The sequence below is a fragment of the Frateuria sp. GZRe12 genome, assembly GCF_051900535.1.
Taxonomy (GTDB): Bacteria; Pseudomonadota; Gammaproteobacteria; order Xanthomonadales; family Rhodanobacteraceae; genus Frateuria_A.
In genome coordinates this window covers 138,004-155,569 of record NZ_JBHZGI010000005.1, presented here as the reverse complement: position 1 = coordinate 155,569, position 17,566 = coordinate 138,004, and the positions used below count along the sequence as shown (strand labels likewise).

General features: G+C 67.4%; 16 protein-coding genes. 5 read left to right on the top strand and 11 right to left on the bottom strand.

Features of this window, described 5'->3' with window-relative positions; all coding sequences use genetic code 11:
- Positions 1 to 15: 15 nt before the first annotated feature.
- The 4 genes from ACFWZ4_RS12935 to ACFWZ4_RS12920 all read right to left on the bottom strand — a co-directional run bounded on the left by ACFWZ4_RS12935 (position 16) and on the right by ACFWZ4_RS12920 (position 3,338).
- Positions 16 to 1,386: a pyridoxal-phosphate dependent enzyme gene (locus ACFWZ4_RS12935; RefSeq protein ID WP_439705094.1), complete on the bottom strand. Its 1,371-nt coding sequence runs from the start codon at positions 1,384 to 1,386 to the stop codon at positions 16 to 18.
- 172 nt (positions 1,387 to 1,558) lie between these two features.
- Positions 1,559 to 1,786, bottom strand: coding sequence for a YdcH family protein (locus ACFWZ4_RS12930; protein ID WP_231321497.1), 228 nt, complete (start codon positions 1,784 to 1,786; stop codon positions 1,559 to 1,561).
- Between the two features lie 323 nt (positions 1,787 to 2,109).
- Positions 2,110 to 2,766, bottom strand: a complete 657-nt coding sequence (locus ACFWZ4_RS12925) for a hypothetical protein (protein ID WP_439705093.1) — start codon at positions 2,764 to 2,766, stop codon at positions 2,110 to 2,112.
- Complete coding sequence (locus tag ACFWZ4_RS12920; protein ID WP_439705092.1) at positions 2,763 to 3,338, bottom strand: DUF4398 domain-containing protein; 576 nt, start codon at positions 3,336 to 3,338, stop codon at positions 2,763 to 2,765. The genes ACFWZ4_RS12925 and ACFWZ4_RS12920 overlap by 4 nt, the downstream gene beginning before the upstream one ends.
- A gap of 97 nt (positions 3,339 to 3,435) precedes the next feature.
- Between ACFWZ4_RS12920 and ACFWZ4_RS12915 the strand changes: the two genes are divergently transcribed.
- Positions 3,436 to 4,551 carry a PilT/PilU family type 4a pilus ATPase gene (locus ACFWZ4_RS12915; RefSeq protein WP_231321500.1) on the top strand — a complete coding sequence of 372 codons (1,116 nt, stop codon included), beginning with the start codon at positions 3,436 to 3,438 and terminating at the stop codon, positions 4,549 to 4,551.
- Positions 4,552 to 4,649: 98 nt separating this feature from the next.
- On the opposite strand, the gene maiA is transcribed toward ACFWZ4_RS12915, so the two are convergent.
- The gene (gene maiA / locus ACFWZ4_RS12910) at positions 4,650 to 5,309 is read right to left on the bottom strand and encodes a maleylacetoacetate isomerase (RefSeq protein ID WP_439705091.1); all 660 of its coding nucleotides are present in this window, start codon (positions 5,307 to 5,309) and stop codon (positions 4,650 to 4,652) included.
- 190 nt (positions 5,310 to 5,499) lie between these two features.
- On the opposite strand from maiA, the gene ACFWZ4_RS12905 reads away from it, so the two are divergent.
- Both ACFWZ4_RS12905 and ACFWZ4_RS12900 read left to right on the top strand, forming a co-directional pair.
- Positions 5,500 to 6,678 carry a phosphoglycerate kinase gene (locus ACFWZ4_RS12905; protein ID WP_439705090.1) on the top strand — a complete coding sequence of 393 codons (1,179 nt, stop codon included), beginning with the start codon at positions 5,500 to 5,502 and terminating at the stop codon, positions 6,676 to 6,678.
- On the top strand, positions 6,678 to 7,322 hold the full coding sequence (locus tag ACFWZ4_RS12900; RefSeq protein ID WP_439705089.1) for an HAD hydrolase-like protein: 645 nt from the start codon (positions 6,678 to 6,680) through the stop codon (positions 7,320 to 7,322). Before ACFWZ4_RS12905 ends, ACFWZ4_RS12900 begins: the two co-directional genes overlap by 1 nt.
- A gap of 309 nt (positions 7,323 to 7,631) precedes the next feature.
- Here ACFWZ4_RS12900 and tkt read toward each other — a convergent pair whose 3' ends face one another.
- Positions 7,632 to 9,641, bottom strand: a complete 2,010-nt coding sequence (gene tkt / locus ACFWZ4_RS12895) for a transketolase (protein WP_439705088.1) — start codon at positions 9,639 to 9,641, stop codon at positions 7,632 to 7,634.
- Positions 9,642 to 10,035: 394 nt separating this feature from the next.
- On the opposite strand from tkt, the gene ACFWZ4_RS12890 reads away from it, so the two are divergent.
- A complete protein-coding gene (locus ACFWZ4_RS12890) occupies positions 10,036 to 10,629 on the top strand; it encodes a porin family protein (protein ID WP_439705087.1) in 594 nt (197 codons plus the stop codon).
- A 477-nt stretch (positions 10,630 to 11,106) separates the two neighbouring features.
- Here the strand turns inward: ACFWZ4_RS12890 and ACFWZ4_RS12885 are convergent, their stop codons facing one another.
- The 5 genes from ACFWZ4_RS12885 to ACFWZ4_RS12865 form a co-directional block, all read right to left on the bottom strand.
- Positions 11,107 to 12,111, bottom strand: coding sequence for a class I fructose-bisphosphate aldolase (locus ACFWZ4_RS12885; RefSeq protein WP_439705086.1), 1,005 nt, complete (start codon positions 12,109 to 12,111; stop codon positions 11,107 to 11,109).
- 128 nt (positions 12,112 to 12,239) lie between these two features.
- Entirely contained in the window at positions 12,240 to 12,671 is a 432-nt protein-coding gene (locus ACFWZ4_RS12880) for an energy transducer TonB (RefSeq protein ID WP_439705085.1), read from the bottom strand.
- 241 nt (positions 12,672 to 12,912) lie between these two features.
- Complete coding sequence (pyk, locus tag ACFWZ4_RS12875; RefSeq protein WP_439705084.1) at positions 12,913 to 14,385, bottom strand: pyruvate kinase; 1,473 nt, start codon at positions 14,383 to 14,385, stop codon at positions 12,913 to 12,915.
- 175 nt (positions 14,386 to 14,560) lie between these two features.
- Positions 14,561 to 15,358 carry a S1/P1 nuclease gene (locus tag ACFWZ4_RS12870; RefSeq protein WP_439705083.1) on the bottom strand — a complete coding sequence of 266 codons (798 nt, stop codon included), beginning with the start codon at positions 15,356 to 15,358 and terminating at the stop codon, positions 14,561 to 14,563.
- 44 nt (positions 15,359 to 15,402) lie between these two features.
- Entirely contained in the window at positions 15,403 to 16,263 is an 861-nt protein-coding gene (locus ACFWZ4_RS12865) for an MBL fold metallo-hydrolase (RefSeq protein ID WP_439705082.1), read from the bottom strand.
- Positions 16,264 to 16,496: 233 nt separating this feature from the next.
- Between ACFWZ4_RS12865 and gap the strand changes: the two genes are divergently transcribed.
- A complete protein-coding gene (gene gap, locus ACFWZ4_RS12860; RefSeq protein ID WP_439705081.1) occupies positions 16,497 to 17,495 on the top strand; it encodes a type I glyceraldehyde-3-phosphate dehydrogenase in 999 nt (332 codons plus the stop codon).
- Positions 17,496 to 17,566 lie beyond the last annotated feature (71 nt).

Sequence of the window (17,566 nt, the reverse complement as noted above, 5' to 3'; positions counted from 1 at the left end):
GCGTCGCGGCGGCGCTTAGTGCACCTTGCGCCGCAGGTAGTTCAACAGGTCGATGCGGGTGATCAGGCCCAGGAACTGGTCACCGTCGACCACGATCGCCACGTGCCCGCGCTCGAATACCGGCAGCAGCGCCTCGATCGGCGAGTGCACGTCGAGCTTGGTGAGCGAGGTGATCATTGCGGTGGAGACCGGGTCGCGGAAGCGGACCTCGTTGGCGTGCACGTGCATCAGCACGTCCGACTCGTCCAGGATGCCGACCAGCCTGGAGCCATCCATTACCGGCAGCTGCGAGACGTCATAGAGCTTCATGCGGGTGTAGGCAGTCATCAACAGCTCGTTCGGGCCGACCACCACGGTGTCGCGCTGCGCGAACGGGCGCAGCAGCAGGTCGCGCAGGTCGCCGTGCTGCTGCCGCTCGATGAAGCCGTTGTCCAGCATCCAGTAGTCGTTGTACATCTTCGACAGGTACTTGTTGCCGGTATCGCAGACCAGCGTCACCACACGCTTGGGCGTGCCCTGCTCGCGGCAGTACTTGAGCGTGGCGGCCAGCAGCGTGCCGGTGGAGGAGCCGCCGAGGATGCCCTCCTTCGCCAGCAGTTCGCGCGCGGTGAGGAAGCTTTCGCGGTCGGAAATGGCGTAGGCCTTCTTCACCCGCGAGAAATCGCTGATCGTCGGCAGGAAGTCCTCGCCGATACCTTCGACCATCCAGCTGGCGGACTTGTCCGAGAGCGTGCCCTCGTTGATGTATTGCGCCAGGATCGAGCCGACCGGGTCGGCCAGCACGATCTCGGTTTCGGGAGAATGCTCGGCGAAGAACTGCGAGAGGCCGGTCATGGTCCCGGACGAGCCGCAGCCAATCACCACCGCGTCCACGCGGCCGTCCATCTGCTCGAGGATTTCCGGGCCGGTGGTCTGGATGTGCGCGCGCGGGTTGTCCGGGTTGCCGAACTGGTTGATGAAATAGGCGCCGGGCGTTTCGCGGGCGATCCGCTCGGCCATGTCCTGGTAGTACTCGGGGTGGCCCTTGGCCACGTCCGAGCGCGTCAGCACCACTTCGGCACCCATCGCCTTGAGATTGAAGATCTTCTCGCGGCTCATCTTGTCCGGCACCACCAGGATCAACCGGTAGCCCTTGGCCTGGGCGACCAGCGCCAGCCCCAGGCCGGTATTGCCGGCGGTACCTTCGACCAGCGTGGCGCCCGGCTGGATCTTTCCGGCGCGCTCGGCGCCCTCGATCATCGACAAGCCGATGCGGTCCTTGATCGAACCGCCCGGATTGGCGCTTTCGAGCTTGAGGAACAGCTCGCACAACCCCGCATCGAGGCGCTGGGCCTTCACCATCGGGGTGTTCCCGATAAGTTCGAGCACGCTTTGGTGGACCGTCATGGCAACTCCGTCGAAAGGCGGCGCCCGCGGGCGCTGGACAAGCCCGGAATGATAACCGAGCCGCCCGGTACGGTTGCGTCCGGCAGCCTCTGCGCCACGCCCGGGCTTCAGAAACGACGCGGCCCCGGCGCTTCTCGATGAAGGGCCGGGGCCGTCAAGGAAAACGGTGGAATCAGTGGATTCGTGGGACTCGCGCATCCCACATGCGTTGCAGGCGTTCCTTGGCGTGGAGCTTTTCCTTCTTCATGCCGGCCAAGGTGACATCGTCGATGGGAAGCACGCCGATTTCGGCATCGTGTACTTTGCTTTTCAATTCGCGGTGATGCTGGAAGAGCCGGCGAAATTCGGCATCGGCCTTCATAAATGCTTCGACATCGTCACGCTGCTGGTTTTCGAACATGATCCGACCTCCTCGCGAGATGAGCGGGCGCGTGATCGGCACGCCCGCGGGCGGATGAAGCGCGCGCACCCACGCCCCGTACGCATGAACGCGAAACGGGAACAATCGTTCGGGGAAATTGGGCGCATGTTTCAGGTCAGTGAGCCATGGAACGGGTGCGCCATGGCAGCCCTGACCCTACTCCCGCGCCCGGGGGCGTGCAAGCCACCGCGGGAGGCCGCAAGGGCACGCGATTTCCACGGTTGAGCCCGCCTATGCGACGCATAGCCGCCTGTAGGAGCGCCGTCGCCCGACGGCGCTCCTACACAGAGCGTGATGGCCGCTCAGTGGCCCTTGGTGCCCTTGCTGGAACTCTTCTTGGGCGCGGGCTTTTCCGCAGGCGCGGAGGACTCATCTCCCTGCATCTGCGAGCGCATGGCGCGCGCGGCCTGGGCGGCAGCTTCGGCTTCACGGCGAGCGGCGCGGGCGACGCGGCTCTGCGCAGCGGCCAGCTTCTTGGCGCGCTCGGCCTCGGCGCGAGCCTGCTCGGCGGCCTGCGAGGCCTCCATGCCCTGCTGCTGCAGGCGGGCGGCTTCTTCCTGCGCCATCTGGTACTGCATGCGCTGGCGCTCCAGTTCCATGCGCGCGGCCTCCGCCTCGCGGCGGCTGGCGTCCAGCAGGATCTGCGCGTGTTCGCGGTCGAGCTGGTCGAGCTTTTCGCGGGCGTCCTGCAACTGCGCGGCGGCCTTGGCCAGATCGACGCGACGTTCGGCCAGGTACAGCGCGTGCGGGCGCTCGCTGCGGCTGGACTGTTCCAGCCGGTCGATCGCGGCGTGGGCGAGCGCCTGCTCGGCCTGGGCATAAGTGCCTAGGGTGGGGTCGCCGGCCAGCTGGTTGAGGCTGGAGTTGAGGCGGTTGACGTCCATGTCGTCCTGGCGCGCCAGGGCCGGGCCGGCCAGCGCCAGCAGGCCGATCAACGCGGTGGTGGCAAGGCGCTTCATCGCTGGCCTCCGTCATTCGTCTGGCTGCTCGACGCAGGCGCGGGCATCGGCTGGAAGCCGCCATCCTGTGGCAGCGGCGCGGACAGCACCGAGGCCGACGGGGCCGGCATGTCCTCGAGCGTCTCGGGGGCGCTGCTGCCGGAGGCCGGCGCGGCGGCCGGGGCCGGCTGCGCGCGCTGTTCGGTCTGCTGGCGCAGGCCGGCATTTTCCTCGACCTTTGCCTGGATCTGCGCACGGGCGCTGCCCAACTGCGCCCGGGTGCGGGCCAGTTCGGCGTCGGCGCGGGCCTCCTCGGCCAGGTTGGCGGCGTCGGCGTACTTGCGGGCCGCCATCGCGGACTGAGCCTGCTGGAACTTGGCCTGGGCGAACCCCAGGTCCACCGGATCGTAGTCGGCCGCGCCGGCGTCGCGGGCCGACTGCAGCAGCGCCTGGGCCTGGTTCATCGAAGCGTCAGGCGGAGGCACCGTGGCGCAGCCGGCCAACGCCAGCATCGCCAGTCCCAGGGTCAAGCCGCCGGCCGCCCTGCCGATACGCTTGATGCGCCCGGGCGGCCGGGAAAAGATGTGCACCATCACTCATTCCTCGCGCAGTGTCGCCGCGTATTGTGGGCAGGCATAATCCTGCTTTGCAACGCGCCACAAGAATGCGCGACCACCTCAGGGGTCCTTCGTGGATATCGGTTACTTCCTCAAGCTGATGGTAGACAAGGGCGCGTCGGACATGTTCCTCACCACCGGCGCCCCGGTGAACATCAAGGTCGAGGGCAAGCTCTACCCGCTCGGCAACACCGGCCTGCCCAGCGGCATGGTCAAGAAGATCGCCTACTCGCTGATGGACGAGGGCCAGGTGCCGCAGTTCGAGCGCGACCTGGAACTGAACATGGCGCTGGCGGTGAAGGAAGCCGGCCGCTTCCGCATCAACGTGTTCAAGCAGCGCGGCGAAGTGGGCATGGTGATCCGCGCGATCAAGAGCGAGATCCCCTCGATCGACCAGCTGCAGCTGCCGACCATCTTCCGCGACCTGATCATGGAGCAGCGCGGGCTGATCCTGGTGGTGGGCGCCACCGGCTCGGGCAAATCGACCACGCTGGCGGCGATGCTCGACCAGCGCAATTCCAACTCGCCCGGCCACATCCTCACCATCGAGGACCCGATCGAATACCTGCACCGGCACAAGAAGTCGATCATCAACCAGCGCGAGGTCGGGCTGGATACGCACAGCTATCACGAGGCGCTGAAGAACGCGATGCGCGAGGCGCCTGACGTGATCATGATCGGCGAGATCCGCGACACCGACACGATGGAGGCGGCGGTCGCGTTCTCCGAAACCGGCCACCTGTGCCTGGCCACGTTGCACTCGAACAACGCCGACCAGACGCTGGAGCGCATCCTCAACTTCTTCCCCGAATCGGCGCACAAGAACGTGCTGATGAACCTGGCGCTCAACCTGCGCGCGGTGATCAGCCAGCGCCTGGTGATCGGCAAGGACGGGCGCCGCGTGCCGGCGGTGGAAGTACTGCTCAACACGCCGCTGATCCGCGACATGATCCGCCGCGGCCAGATCCACGAGATCAAGGAAGCGATGGACCGCAGCCTGCAGGAAGGCATGCAGACCTTCGACCAGTCGCTGTACAAGCTCTACAAGAGCGGCCGCATCGAGCTGGAGGAAGCCCTGGCCAAGGCCGACTCGCGCGATGGCCTGGCGCTGAAGATCCGGCTGTCCGAGGGCGGCGGGGCCGAGGCCACCGAACTGGTCGGGAACGATCCGTACGGCCTGGGGTTCTGAGGCCACCGCCAAGCGAAAAAGGGCGCAGCAATGCGCCCTTTTTCTTTCCCCCTCGCCCGGCAGGCCGAGGGAGCGGGACTGGCTCGCCGGATGATTGCCTACGGCGCGTCAGGTTGCCGCTCCGGCATCGCCTGCTCGAACGCTTCCAGCTCGTTGCACGATGCGTGGATGCGCGCGAGGGTAGGCCAGCGATCCATCGGGAGCTGCCAGCGCAGCGCGTTGTACACCTGCGGCACCAGGCAGGCATCCGCCAGGCCGGGCGCATCGCCGTGGCAATAGCGGCCGGTGGCGCTGTTGCCGGCGAGCATCGCCTCCAGCGCGTCGAAGCCGGTCTCGATCCAGTGCCGCGACCAAGCCAGCTTCTGCGCCTCGTCGGCACCCAACTGGCCCTCCAGGTACTGCAACACGCGCAGGTTGCCCAGCGGGTGGATGTCGCAAGCCACGGCCATCGCCAGCGCACGCACGCGGGCGCGGCTGCGGGCGTCGGCCGGCAGCAGCGCCGGCTCCGGATGAGTTTCCTCCAGGTACTCCATGATCGCCATCGACTGGGTAATCACCCGCTCGCCGTCGCGCAGGCAGGGAATCAGCTGCTGCGGATTGAGTGCGCGGTAGGCCTCGCCGTGCTGTTCACCGCCGTCGCGCAGCAAATGCACCGGGCGCGTTTCGTAGCGCAGTCCCTTCAAATTGAGCGCGATGCGCACGCGGTAGACCGCGCTGGAGCGCCAGTAGCCGTACAACGCCAACAGTTCCGCTGCCATGGGATTCTCCGTGCCGGTAAGTGGTAGGCAGGATAAACCGGGCAGGCGCGACCACGCGCATCCGGTGGGCCGCAACCGCGGTCGCCGGTTGCGGCGTTGCATCATCGGTACCCGCGCCGGACAATAGGCGGTTCGCGCCGGTCGAGGCGCATCCTGCTCAATTGCAATCCCCTTTCCGAGGAGTGGCGCCGTGTCCATCACCCGCATGAGCGATCTGGAGCTGCGCGGCAAGCGCGTGCTGATCCGCGAAGACCTGAACGTGCCGATCGACGACGGCCGCATCACTTCGACCCAGCGCCTGGACGCGGCGCTGCCGACCATCAAGGCCGCGCGCGACGCCGGCGCGAAGGTGATGGTGCTCTCGCATCTGGGCCGCCCGAAGGAGGGCCAGTTCGACCCCGAATCCTCGCTCGAGCCGGTCGCGAAGTGGCTGGGTGACAAGCTCGGCACGCCGGTGCGCCTGGTCGCCGACTATCTCGATGGGGTCGACGTCGCCGAGGGCGAGGTGGTGGTGCTTGAGAACTGCCGCATGAACGTCGGCGAAGGCAAGGACGACGAGGCGCTGTCGAAGAAGTACGCGGCGCTGTGCGACGTGTTCGTCATGGACGCCTTCGGCACGGCGCATCGAGCACAGGCCTCCACCCACGGCGTGATCCGCTTCGCGCCGCAGGTCGCCGCCGGCCCGCTGCTGTCGGCCGAACTGGACGCACTGGGCAAGGCGTTGGAACAGCCGGCGCAACCGTTGCTGGCGATCGTGGCCGGTTCCAAGGTGTCGACCAAGCTGACCCTCCTCGACAACCTGATCGGCAAGGTCGACCAGCTGATCGTCGGGGGCGGCATCGCCAACACGTTCATCGCCGCGGCCGGCTACGGCGTCGGCAATTCGCTGTACGAGCCCGACCTGATCGATGCAGCGAAGAAGGTCATCGCCGAAGCCAAGCGTCGTGGCGCCGAGGTGCCGCTGCCGGTCGACGTGGTGGTGGCGCCCGAGTTCTCCGCCAACGCCCCCGCCACCGTAAAGCCTGTGGACTCGGTCAAGGAAGGCGAAATGATCCTGGACATTGGCCCGGAGACCGCGCGCCGGTACGCCGAGTTGATCGCCAACGCGGGCACGGTGGTCTGGAACGGGCCGGTCGGCGTGTTCGAGTTCGACGCCTTCGGCAAAGGCACCGAAACGCTGGCGCGCGCGATCGCGGACTCCAAAGCCTTTTCGATCGCGGGCGGCGGCGACACGCTGGCCGCGGTGGACAAGTACGGCATTGCCGACAAGGTCTCCTACATCTCCACCGGCGGCGGCGCGTTCCTGGAATTCCTGGAAGGCAAGGAGCTGCCGGCCGTGGCCGCGCTCAAGGCGCGTGCGAACCGCTGATGCTCTGTCTGTTCGACCTCGATGGCACGCTCATCGACTCCGAGCACGGCATCACCGCGTGTGTGAAACACGCGCTGGAGCGCCTGCGCGTGGCCATCCCGAGCACGGAGGAACTGCGTCGCTGGATCGGCCCTCCGCTGCGGCACAGCTTCGCGCCGCTGCTGGGCCATGATGCGGCACGGGTCGAGGCGGCGGTCGAGCATTACCACGAACGCTTCGACACCCACGGCTGGCGCGAGCACGCTGTCTACCCGGGGATCGAGCCGTTGATCGGCCGCCTGCTCGACGCCGGCCACCAGCTGGCCATCGTCACCGGCAAGCCGCACCGGCATGCCGAACCCATCCTGGCGCAGCTGCCATTCGGCCAAGCCTTCCTGCGGCTCTACGGACCCGATCCGTCGAGCGCCAACAGCGAAAAGGCGGACATGATCGCCGCCGCCATGGCGGACTTCGGCGTTCGCGCGGAAGAAACGGTGATGATCGGCGACCGTCACTTCGACATCGAAGGCGCGGTGGCCAACCGCGTGCGCGGCATCGGCGTGTTGTGGGGCTTCGGTAGCCGCGCGGAGCTGGAACAGGCGGGTGCCACGGCCATCGCCTCCACACCGGACGAGCTGGGTACGCTGCTCGAACTGAGCGCCTGACACCCGTCTCCTTTGGCAGGAGCGCACCTGTGCCCGCCTGCCCGGAGCCACCAGGCGCAGCCGCGCGCAGGAAGCGCTCTCCTACCGGTGCGCGCACACCTGCACGAACATCCTCTGGGCTGCGCGTTCGCGCCCTTGGGCGGCCCTGCAAAAGGCAGGCAACCAGCCGACCTGCGCTCGATCGCATCTATCACGTCGCGAGGGAACCGCAGTTCCCGGTCGCGCAAAGCGGCGCTCTGCAGATGCGCCCCCTCGCGGGAGCGCCCTTGGGCGCGACCGTCACGCCAGGTCGCGCCACAGGCATTCACATCAACCGATCGTGCGCTTGACCGCGTCCACCACGTGGGTGACGGTGAAGCCGAAGTGCTCGAACAGCTGGGGCGCCGGGGCCGAGGCGCCGAAGCCGGTCATGCCGATCACTTCGCCATCCAGGCCCACGTACTTGCGCCAGTAGTCGGCCGTCGCCGCTTCCACCGCCACGCGCGCGCGGCACCACGACGGCAGGATGCCCTCGCGGTACTCCAGCGGCTGATCGTCGAACACCTCGGTACAGGGCATCGACACTACGCGCACCGGCACGCCCTGTTGCCCCAGCGTCCGGGCCGCTTCCATCGCCAGTTCCACTTCCGAGCCGGTGGCGATGATGATCGCCTTGAACTTCGTGTCAGCCGGATCGGAGAGGACATACGCGCCGCGCGCGATGTCGGCCACCTGCTGCTCGCTGCGCTGCTGGTGCTTGAGGTTCTGCCGCGAGAACACCAGGCAGGCCGGGTTGCCCTTGCGCTCGATGGCGGCCTTCCACGACACGGCCGATTCGACCGCGTCACACGGGCGCCACACCTGGTTGTTCGGGATGTAGCGCAGGCTGGCCAGGTGTTCGACCGGCTGGTGCGTCGGGCCGTCCTCGCCCAGGCCGATCGAATCATGGGTGTAGACGTGGATGGCGTGCGCCGGGATCAGCGCGCTCATGCGCACGGCGTTGCGCGCGTAGTCGGAGAACACCAGGAAGGTGGCGTCGTAGGGAATGAAGCCGCCGTGCAGCGCCAGACCGTTGGCGATCGCGGTCATGCCGAACTCGCGCACGCCGTAGTAGACGTAGTTGCCCTGGCCTTCGCTGCTGTTGCCGTTGCCGGCGTCCTTGCTGCCCTTCCACTTGGTGAGGTTGGAACCGGCGAGATCCGCCGAGCCGCCGATCAGTTCCGGCAACAACGGGCCGAAGGCGTCCAGCGCCATCTGCGAAGCCTTGCGCGAGGCCACTTCCGGGCCTTCGGACTGCATCTTCGCGATGTAGGCCTGCGCCTTGCCGGCCCAGTCGGCCGGCAGCTCGCCAGCGAGGCGGCGCTTGAATTCGGCGGCCAGCTCCGGATGCGCCTTGGCGTAGGCGTCAAGCGTGGCGTTCCACGCCTGCTCGCGCTTGGCACCGGCGGCCTTGGCGTCCCAGCCGGCATAGATCTCGGTGGGGATCTCGAACGGCGGGTAGTTCCACCCCAGCTGCTCACGCGCCGCGGCTATCTCGTCCTTGCCCAGCGGAGCGCCGTGGCTCTCTTCCTTGCCCTGCTTGTGCGGCGCGCCGAAGCCGATAATGGTGCGGGCGCAGATCAGCGTGGGCTTGTCGACCTGCGAGGTCGCCTGCGTGATCGCGCCCTTGATCGCGTCGGCGTCATGGCCGTCGACGCCGCGGATCACGTTCCAGCCGTAGGCCTCGAAACGCTTGGCGGTGTCGTCGGTGAACCAGCCGTGCACCTCGCCATCGATGGAGATGCCGTTGTCATCGTAGATCGCCACCAGCTTGCCCAAACCCCAGGTACCGGCCAGCGAGCAGGCTTCGTGCGAGATACCTTCCATCAGGCAGCCGTCGCCCAGGAACACGTAGGTGTGGTGGTCCACGACCTCGTGACCGGGCCGGTTGAAGTGCGCCGCCAGCACCTTCTCGGCGAGCGCGAAACCCACCGCGTTGGCCAGGCCCTGGCCGAGCGGGCCGGTGGTGGTCTCCACGCCGGGCGTGTGGCCGTATTCGGGGTGGCCGGCGGTCTTCGAATGCAGCTGCCGGAAGCGCTTCAGCTCCGCCATGGGCAGGTCGTAGCCGGCCAGGTGCAGCAACGCGTACTGCAGCATCGAACCGTGGCCGTTGGAGAGCACGAAGCGGTCGCGGTTGGGCCACTTCGGGTCGGCCGGGTTGTGCTTCAGGAAATCGTTCCACAGCACTTCGGCGATGTCGGCCATGCCCATCGGCATGCCCGGATGGCCAGACTTGGCCGCCTCGACGGCGTCCATGGCGAGGGCGCGCACGGCGTTGGCGAGTTCGCGGCGGGTGGTCATCGGTCGAGTCTCCGGGCAAGCGGCAAAGCGCCAATTGTCGCCGATCGGGTGGGTTGCTGTCGCGTCGCCGCGCACGAGTACCTGCCGCGACGATTAATTCGGCCTTAACCGACGCCGGACCGATACCGCGCAACTTCAGGTGCCGCCCATTCCAATGTCCTTGCGCACAATTCCTGCGCGGTGCCCGGCGAGCCTTCCGAAAAATCCGGAAGGACGTCCAGGCGTCCAAACGACTTGGATGCGGAACTTAACCGCAAATTACCGGCATCGTCATGCGCATTGAATCTTTCGCGCACAGGCCGCATCCAAGAAGTCGCGTGGCGCCCCTCCCCTTTTCAGGGCGCGCGCAAGCGATCGACTCCCCGCGATCGCCACAACAACAGGAGAATCTCCCATGAAAAAGACGCTGATTGCCCTTGCCTTTGCTTCCGCCGGCCTGCTGGCCGTCCCCGCCGCGTTCGCGCAGAGCACGCCGACCCACACCGACGGCTGGTTCGTCAACGGCAACGTGGGCCGCACCTCGATCAACAAGGGCCCGTACGACAACCACGACACCGGTTACGCGATCGGTGGCGGTTATCGCTGGTCGGTCGATCCGTTCGTGGCGATCGGCGTGGAAGCGGGCTACAACGACCTGGGCAACATCCACGTCAAGAACATCTTCAACAGCAACGACGTGGTCGAGCAGGGCCGCTCGCAGCTGCATGGCTGGACCGCCGGCGTGAACGGCCACTTCAACGTTGGCCAGAACTGGTACGTCAGTGCGCGCACGGGCCTGTACAGCTGGAAGGGCCACGGCCTCTCCAACGACGTCAACCCGGTGCGCAAGAGCCTGGACGACACCAGCTGGTACGCCGGCGCGGGCGTGGGCTACGACTTCAGCAACAACGCCAGCATCGGCCTGAATTACGACCACTACGACGCATCGAAGAACAACGTCAATCTCGACACCAACATGGTGTCGGTCAGCGCCGAATACCGGTTCTGATGCACCCGGCGCAGGATGCGCCTCAAGGAGAAGAAGGGCGCCTCGGAGCGCCCTTCTTCTTTGGCTCCCTCTCTCCCCGGAAAACGGAGCAAGTACACCGCACGCACACGACCCGGGCATGCCTCTCCTGCCTCGGCTTCCGAGCGTCCGCGGTAAAGCGGCGGCAGCTCCTCTAAGAGCAGGCGCTTGCCAGCCAAGGCGAGGTGGCACCTAGCTCTTGTCCCTCACCGGGCTTGGCCAGGCCGATTCTTTTGGTTACTTTTCTTTGGGCCAGCAAAAAAAAAGTGACCCGAGCGCCGGCAGGCGATCGGAAGCCCGCGGCAGGCGAGCCCAGTCGCGGAAGGCTCCCCAAAGGCGACAGCGTTCTTGCCAGCATCCCGGCGAGCCCCGGCCCCTCACCCCCCATCTCCCCGGAGAATAGAGGAGCAAGAAAAAGGCGCCTTGCGGCGCCCTTTTCTACAACCTTGCCTTCGCGGCTCAGCCGTTCCACTGCCCCAGCGCGGCCAGGCCATTCTCCTTGGCACGCGCGGCGACGGTCTTCTGCGCCTCGGCGTAGTTGGCCTTCATGTCCTTGGCCCACAGCTTCAGCGCCGCCTGTTGCATGGCGCGACCGTAGGAGAACGACAGCGGCCACGGGTGCGGGCCGATGTGGTTCATGGCATTCAGGTGCGCGGTCGACTGCTCGTCGGTCTGGCCGCCGGAGAGGAACACAATGCCCGGCAGCGACGCCGGCACGGTGCTCTTGAGCACGCGCACGGTCGCCTCGGCCACTTCCTCGACCTCGGCCTGCACGTCGCAGTCCTTGCCGGCGATGACCATGCTGACCTTCAGGATGGTGCCTTCGAGCATCACGTTCTGCTCGTACAGCGCGTTGAACAGGCTGCGCAGCACGGCTTCGTGCACTTCGTAGCTGACCTCGATGCTGTGGTCGCCGTCCATGATCACTTCCGGCTCGACCATCGGCACCAGGCCGGCTTCCTGGCACAGCGCGGCGTAGCGGGCCAGCGCGTGGCAGTTGGCTTCGATCGCGGTGGAGCTGGGGTTGTCGTCGGAGATGTTGATCACCGCGCGCCACTTGCAGAACTGCGCGCCGAGCTTGACGTATTCGGCGAGGCGGTCGCGCAGGCCATCGAGGCCCTCGGTGACCACGTCGCCAGGGAAGCCGGCCAGCGGCACCGGACCCTTGTCGACCTTGATGCCCGGAATAATGCCGTTCTTCTTCATCACCTCGGTGAACGGCACGCCGTCCTTGGTCTTCTGGCGCAGCGTTTCGTCGTACAGGATCGCACCGGAGATGTGCTCGTTCAGGCCCGGCGTGGTCAGCAGCAGCTCGCGGTAGGCGCGGCGGTTTTCCTCGGTGTTCTCGATGCCGACCGCCTCGAAGCGCTTCTTGATCGTGTTGGTCGATTCGTCGATCGCGATGATGCCCTTGCCGGGCGCGACCATCGCCTGGGCGATGCTTTCAAGATCTTCGATGCTCATGAAACGACTCCGTGCTGACGGGGCGGGGTCACCGCAATGGATTTGCGCCGCCCCGGCGGGACGGCAGGTCAAAGAACCCGCGATTATAACGACATGGCGTCAACGCCGTCGTGACGACCGGGCAAGGGTCAGCTTTCGTAACCCGGCAGCCGGCACGGGGCCATCACCTGCTGCTGGCCGGCCGGGTCGGAGGGCGCGTTGAACGGCACCACGTAGTAGGTGTCCACCGGATCGTGGTTCTTGTTGGACAGCGAGGGGCCGTAGCGGAAGTTGGAAACGGCGCTCAGCGCGATCTGGCCGAAATCGCCCTTGGGCACCACCTTTTCCACCTTCAGGTCACGCGGCAGGCCGTCGGAACCGATCATGTAGCTCACTGCGGCGCAGCCGGGCTGGTTCACGTTGCGCGCGCTGTTGGGCACGTCGACGGCGACGTTCTGGTTCAGGAGGATCCAGTAGTCGTACAGGCGCTGCGGATCGACCCGGTGCTGCGACTGCGCTGCCACCGGCAGGCCGGCGGCCAGCAGCGTCGCGAAGGCGAGACGACGGACGGTCGGGTTCATGGCAACCTCCTGGTGTGGGGCTGGCCAGTGTAGCGCCGGAGGGTCATGGCCGCGGTGGTGGCTCGCGCTCCCGCCGGGAAGCCGGCTGACGAGCAGCCCTGCGGGGAACGGCTGACGCAGGCTCTTGAGAGGCGGCCGGTAACGGCGATGAAGTTTCCCGCGAGCCCCGGCCCCTCACCTCAATCCTCTCCCCGGAGGAGGGAGGAAGCGAACGCAAAGAGCCATGCTTATGGGGCCGTGCTTACAGGTCGCGCAGGCTCTCGACGATGCCCTCGGCCCCGACCAGCAGCAGCTTGAGCGTGTTGGTGCCGCCGCCGGCACCGACGCGGTCGCCCTGGGTGAGCACCACGCGATCGCCCTCGGCCAGCTTGCCCTGGGCAAACAACTGGCGCACCGCCTCGCGCGCGTTGGCCGCCGAGCTCTGGCTCACCTCCGTAAAAGCCACCGGTTGCACGTCGCGCAGCAGCAACATGCGGCGGCGGGCGTCGGCGCTGGGCGAGAGCGCGAAGATCGGCACTGCGCTGCGATAGCGCGAGAGCCACTGCGCGGTGGCGCCCGAATCGGTCAACGCGATCAGCGCGCGCACGCCGAGTTGCCCGGCCAGCACCATCGCGGCCAAGGCGATCGCCTGGTCGGCGCGGTCCAGCCGATGCGCGGCAGAGGTCAGGTCTTCCTTGGGCTCGAACTGGCGCTCGGCGCCCAGGCAGATGCGTCGCATGGCGGCCACCGCCACGTCCGGATGCGCGCCGGCGGCGGTTTCCTGCGAGAGCATCACCGCGTCGGTGCCGTCGATCACCGCGTTGGCGACGTCGAGCACTTCGGCGCGCGTGGGAATCGGCGCGGTCACCATCGACTGCAACATCTGCGTGGCGGTGATCACGGCGCGGTTGCGGGCGACCGCCTCGCGGATGATCTTCTTCTGAAGACCGGGCAGTTCGGCATCGCCGATCTCCACGCCCAGGTCGCCGCGCGCCACCATCACTGCATCGGAGGCGTCGATGATCTCGCCCAGCACGGGAATGGCGTCGGCACGCTCGATCTTCGCCACCAGCGCGCCCAGGCCGTCGGCCTCGCGCAGCAGGCGGCGCGCCTGCTCCATGTCCGCCGCCGAACGCACGAACGAGACGGCCAGGAAGTCGGCGCCGATTTCGGCCGCCAGCTGGATGTCCGCGCGGTCCTTGTCCGAAAGCGCGGACACCGATAATCCGCCACCCTGGCGGTTCAGGCCCTTGCGATCGGAAAGCTTGCCGCCGATCAGCACCTCGCAGCGCACCTGCGCGCCTTCGACGGCATCCACGCGCAACGCAACCAGCCCGTCGTCCAGCAGCAGCACGTCGCCGGCCGCCACGTCCTGCGGAAGCTCGTGGTAGCTGACGCCGACGCGGGTGCCGTCGCCGGGCGGCGCGTCGGGCGAGCAGTCGAGCACGAACGGATCGCCCGGATGCAGCTCGATCGGGCCGTTCGCGAATTTCTCGATACGAATCTTCGGGCCCTGCAGGTCGGCGAGGATGCCGACCTCGCGGCCGGCCGCCAGGGCCGCTTCGCGCACCGCCATGGCGCGGGCGCGATGGTCCTGCGGCTGGCCGTGCGAAAGGTTGAGGCGAACCACGTCCACACCCTCGGCGATCAGTCGGGCGAGCATGCCCGGCGCGTCGGTGGCGGGACCCAGGGTGGCGACGATCTTGGTGCGGCGCAGGTGATTTTCGGCATTCATGCCGTCGAGGCTAGCAGATGCCAGTCACGGGGCGGCCCGGATGCAATCGTATGCAATGTGACGGGAGGCCCACCCTCCATCCCGGGCTTCCCCTCGATAGGGAGGGGAGCAAGCGCGCGGCGCCTTGAGGTCCCCTTCCTTCACGGAAAAGCACCGGAATGAATGACGCCGGGACTCAGCCCAACGCGCGGTTGAGCAATGCTGCCAACCGCCGTCCTGCCTGGCGCAGTCGCCGTTCGGCCACCGGCAACTCCCTCTCGACGTAAGCGGCGCCAACCGTATGGCCGTCCGGATAGATGTCGCGGGTGAGCCGGCAGGATTCCTCCGCCCACGCCGCGAACGGCGCGCCCGTCGCTGGCGGCAATGCGACCATCCCAAGCGCATCCAGCCGCTGCGCGTACGCCTGCCAGTCCAGCCCGCGCGTGCGCAGCATCCCCGAGTCCCACACGCGGTGCAGGTTGCCGCCCTCACCACGGAACTGCACCTGGTAGGTGTTGCCGCCCTTGTCGGGGCGATAGCCGGCGTGCAGAGGCTGGTGCACGTCGCCGACGAGATGCACCACGAACTTCAGGGCCTCGCGGCGTGCATCCTCGCTCTGGCTGCGGTCGCCGAGCACGGCGACGTAATGCGCCAGGCCTTCGACCACGCAACGTTCCCCGCGGCAGTCGCGCGGCGGCTGGTAGTCGCAGTCGCGGTCGCCGAAGTTGATGTAGTGCAGGCTGCGCGTGGCCTTCCACAGCGCCTGTTGCGAAGGATCGTCCTGGATGTCGTCGGCCCAGGTGGCCACATCGGCCAGCCGGCGCGTGTGCTCGGGTGCGAGGAGCCGCTCGACCTGGGCCTCGGCCGCGGGACTCAGGTGGCGCTGGGCGAGCTCGGCGACGATGCGATGACCGTCCGGACCCCAGGCACGGGCGTCGGGAACCAGCAAAAAACAGGCGAGCAGGAAAACGGCGGAACGGCGCAGGACGATCATCGACGACAACGACAACGGAAGGCCCGCCAGTGTGCCACAGCGCCTCAATCGCGCAGTTGCAGGGGCAGTTTGAAGTAGTGCTGGCCGTTGGCTTCGGGCGGCGGCAGGCGGCCACCGCGGATGTTCACCTGCAGCGCCGGCCACAGCAGGCGCGGCGGCGGCAGCCCGGCATCGCGCTGCCGGCGCATCGCCACGAATGCCTCCTCCGTCACGCCCTCGCGGATGTGCTTGTTCCCGGCGCGTTGCTCGGCGATCGGCACCTCTGCCCGCGGTGCACTTCCGGCGGCGGGATAATCGTGCGCCAGGAACATGCGCGTCACCGGGAGCCCGTAGATGCGCCATACCGACTGGAACAGCGCATGCGCATCGCCGCCGGGAAAGTCGCAGCGTGCGGATCCCGCCTCCGGCGAGAACAGCGTATCGCCGACGAACACCGCATCGCCGATCAGGTAGCTGAGGCTGTCGGGCGTGTGTCCTGGCGTGGCGATCACGCGGATCGCGAGTTCGCCCAGCGGCAACTCGTCGCCGTCGTGCAGCAGGCGGTCGAACGCGCGGCCATCGAGCTCCGGCTCGTCTTCCAGGCCCAGCCGCTGACGGAAGGTTTCCTGCACCTGTTCGATGCCGGCGCCGATCGCGGTCTGTGCACCGGTGGACGCGCGCAACCAGGCCGCCGCGGACAGGTGGTCGGCGTGCGCATGGGTCTCCAGTATCCAGCGCACCAGGGCGCCGTCGCGCTCGGCCGCCTGGAGGATCGCCGCCGCGCTGGCGTGGCCGAGTTCGCCGCTGGCCGGGTCGAAATCCAGCGGCGCATCGATGATGGCCGCCTCGCCCGTGGCGGCGTCGCGCACCAGGTAGCTCCACGTCGAGGTGGGCGCGTGGAAGAAGGGGGTGATCTGTGCCTGCATGGCTACGCTCCTGGGGAACTCGGCGCCCTGGCAGGAGTATGACGCGACCGCCCCTGGGCAAGCAGCCGCGACGCCGCCGACACGGCCGATACCTGCCGAGGCAGGCACGCCGCCGGCGCAGCGGACCGGACGGTATACGGCCCCGTGACCCCGTTCGGCGCTAAAATGCGCGTTTCAGGCGATGCGAACGTCGCCGCTCCACCGCTTCATCGAACCCAAGAGGATGCTTGCCCATGGCCATCAAGGTCGCGATCAACGGCTTCGGCCGCATCGGCCGCAACGTGCTGCGCGCCGCCGTGCAGAATTTCGCGGACATCGAAATCGTCGCCATCAACGATCTGCTGGAGCCCGACTACCTGGCCTACATGCTGCGCTATGACTCCGTGCATGGCCGCTTCAAGGGCGAGGTGGCCGTCGATGGGGCCCACCTGCTCGTCAATGGCAAGCGCATCCGCCTGACCCAGGAGCGCGATCCGTCGAACCTGAAGTGGGACGAGGTCGGCGCCGACGTGGTGATCGAATCGACCGGGCTGTTCCTGACCAAGGAAACCTGCCAGAAGCATCTGGACGCGGGCGCGAAGAAGGTGATCCAGTCGGCGCCGTCCAAGGACGACACGCCGATGTTCGTCTACGGCGTGAACCACCAGAAGTATGCCGGCGAGACGATCATCTCCAACGCTTCGTGCACCACCAACTGCCTGGCGCCGCTGGCCAAGGTGCTCAATGACAAGTGGGGCATCAAGCGCGGCCTGATGACCACCGTGCACGCGGCAACCGCCACGCAGAAGACGGTCGATGGTCCGAGCAACAAGGACTGGCGCGGCGGCCGCGGCATCCTGGAGAACATCATCCCCTCCTCCACCGGCGCGGCGAAGGCCGTGGGCGTGGTGATCCCCGAACTCAACAAGAAGCTCACCGGCATGTCGTTCCGCGTGCCGACGTCCGACGTGTCGGTGGTCGACCTCACCGTCGAGCTGGAGAAGCCGGCGACCTACGCCGAGATCTGCGCCGAGATGAAGGCGCAGTCCGAGGGCGCGCTCAAGGGCATCCTGGGCTACACCGAGGAGAAGGTGGTCGCCACCGACTTCCGCGGCGACGCACGCACCTCGATCTTCGACGCCGACGCCGGCATCGCGCTCGACCCGACCTTCGTCAAGCTGGTCAGCTGGTACGACAACGAGTGGGGCTACTCGAACAAGTGCCTGGAGATGGTGCGGGTGGTGGCGAAGTAACCGCATCGGCCGGCTTTCCTCGAAGTCGGCACGCCACGAGAAGGCCGGGACCTGCGAAGGTCCCGGCTTTT

What these genes read in the sequence shown, in the direction of transcription:
- ACFWZ4_RS12935 (WP_439705094.1), bottom strand. Translation starts at nt 1,386, where the DNA reads ATGACGGTCCACCAAAGCGTGCTCGAACTTATCGGGAACACCCCGATG.
- ACFWZ4_RS12930 (WP_231321497.1), bottom strand. Translation starts at nt 1,786, where the DNA reads ATGTTCGAAAACCAGCAGCGTGACGATGTCGAAGCATTTATGAAGGCC.
- ACFWZ4_RS12925 (WP_439705093.1), bottom strand. Translation starts at nt 2,766, where the DNA reads ATGAAGCGCCTTGCCACCACCGCGTTGATCGGCCTGCTGGCGCTGGCC.
- ACFWZ4_RS12920 (WP_439705092.1), bottom strand. Translation starts at nt 3,338, where the DNA reads ATGGTGCACATCTTTTCCCGGCCGCCCGGGCGCATCAAGCGTATCGGC.
- maiA (WP_439705091.1), bottom strand. Translation starts at nt 5,309, where the DNA reads ATGGCAGCGGAACTGTTGGCGTTGTACGGCTACTGGCGCTCCAGCGCG.
- ACFWZ4_RS12900 (WP_439705089.1), top strand. Translation starts at nt 6,678, where the DNA reads ATGCTCTGTCTGTTCGACCTCGATGGCACGCTCATCGACTCCGAGCAC.
- tkt (WP_439705088.1), bottom strand. Translation starts at nt 9,641, where the DNA reads ATGACCACCCGCCGCGAACTCGCCAACGCCGTGCGCGCCCTCGCCATG.
- ACFWZ4_RS12890 (WP_439705087.1), top strand. Translation starts at nt 10,036, where the DNA reads ATGAAAAAGACGCTGATTGCCCTTGCCTTTGCTTCCGCCGGCCTGCTG.
- ACFWZ4_RS12885 (WP_439705086.1), bottom strand. Translation starts at nt 12,111, where the DNA reads ATGAGCATCGAAGATCTTGAAAGCATCGCCCAGGCGATGGTCGCGCCC.
- ACFWZ4_RS12880 (WP_439705085.1), bottom strand. Translation starts at nt 12,671, where the DNA reads ATGAACCCGACCGTCCGTCGTCTCGCCTTCGCGACGCTGCTGGCCGCC.
- pyk (WP_439705084.1), bottom strand. Translation starts at nt 14,385, where the DNA reads ATGAATGCCGAAAATCACCTGCGCCGCACCAAGATCGTCGCCACCCTG.
- ACFWZ4_RS12870 (WP_439705083.1), bottom strand. Translation starts at nt 15,358, where the DNA reads ATGATCGTCCTGCGCCGTTCCGCCGTTTTCCTGCTCGCCTGTTTTTTG.
- ACFWZ4_RS12865 (WP_439705082.1), bottom strand. Translation starts at nt 16,263, where the DNA reads ATGCAGGCACAGATCACCCCCTTCTTCCACGCGCCCACCTCGACGTGG.
- gap (WP_439705081.1), top strand. Translation starts at nt 16,497, where the DNA reads ATGGCCATCAAGGTCGCGATCAACGGCTTCGGCCGCATCGGCCGCAAC.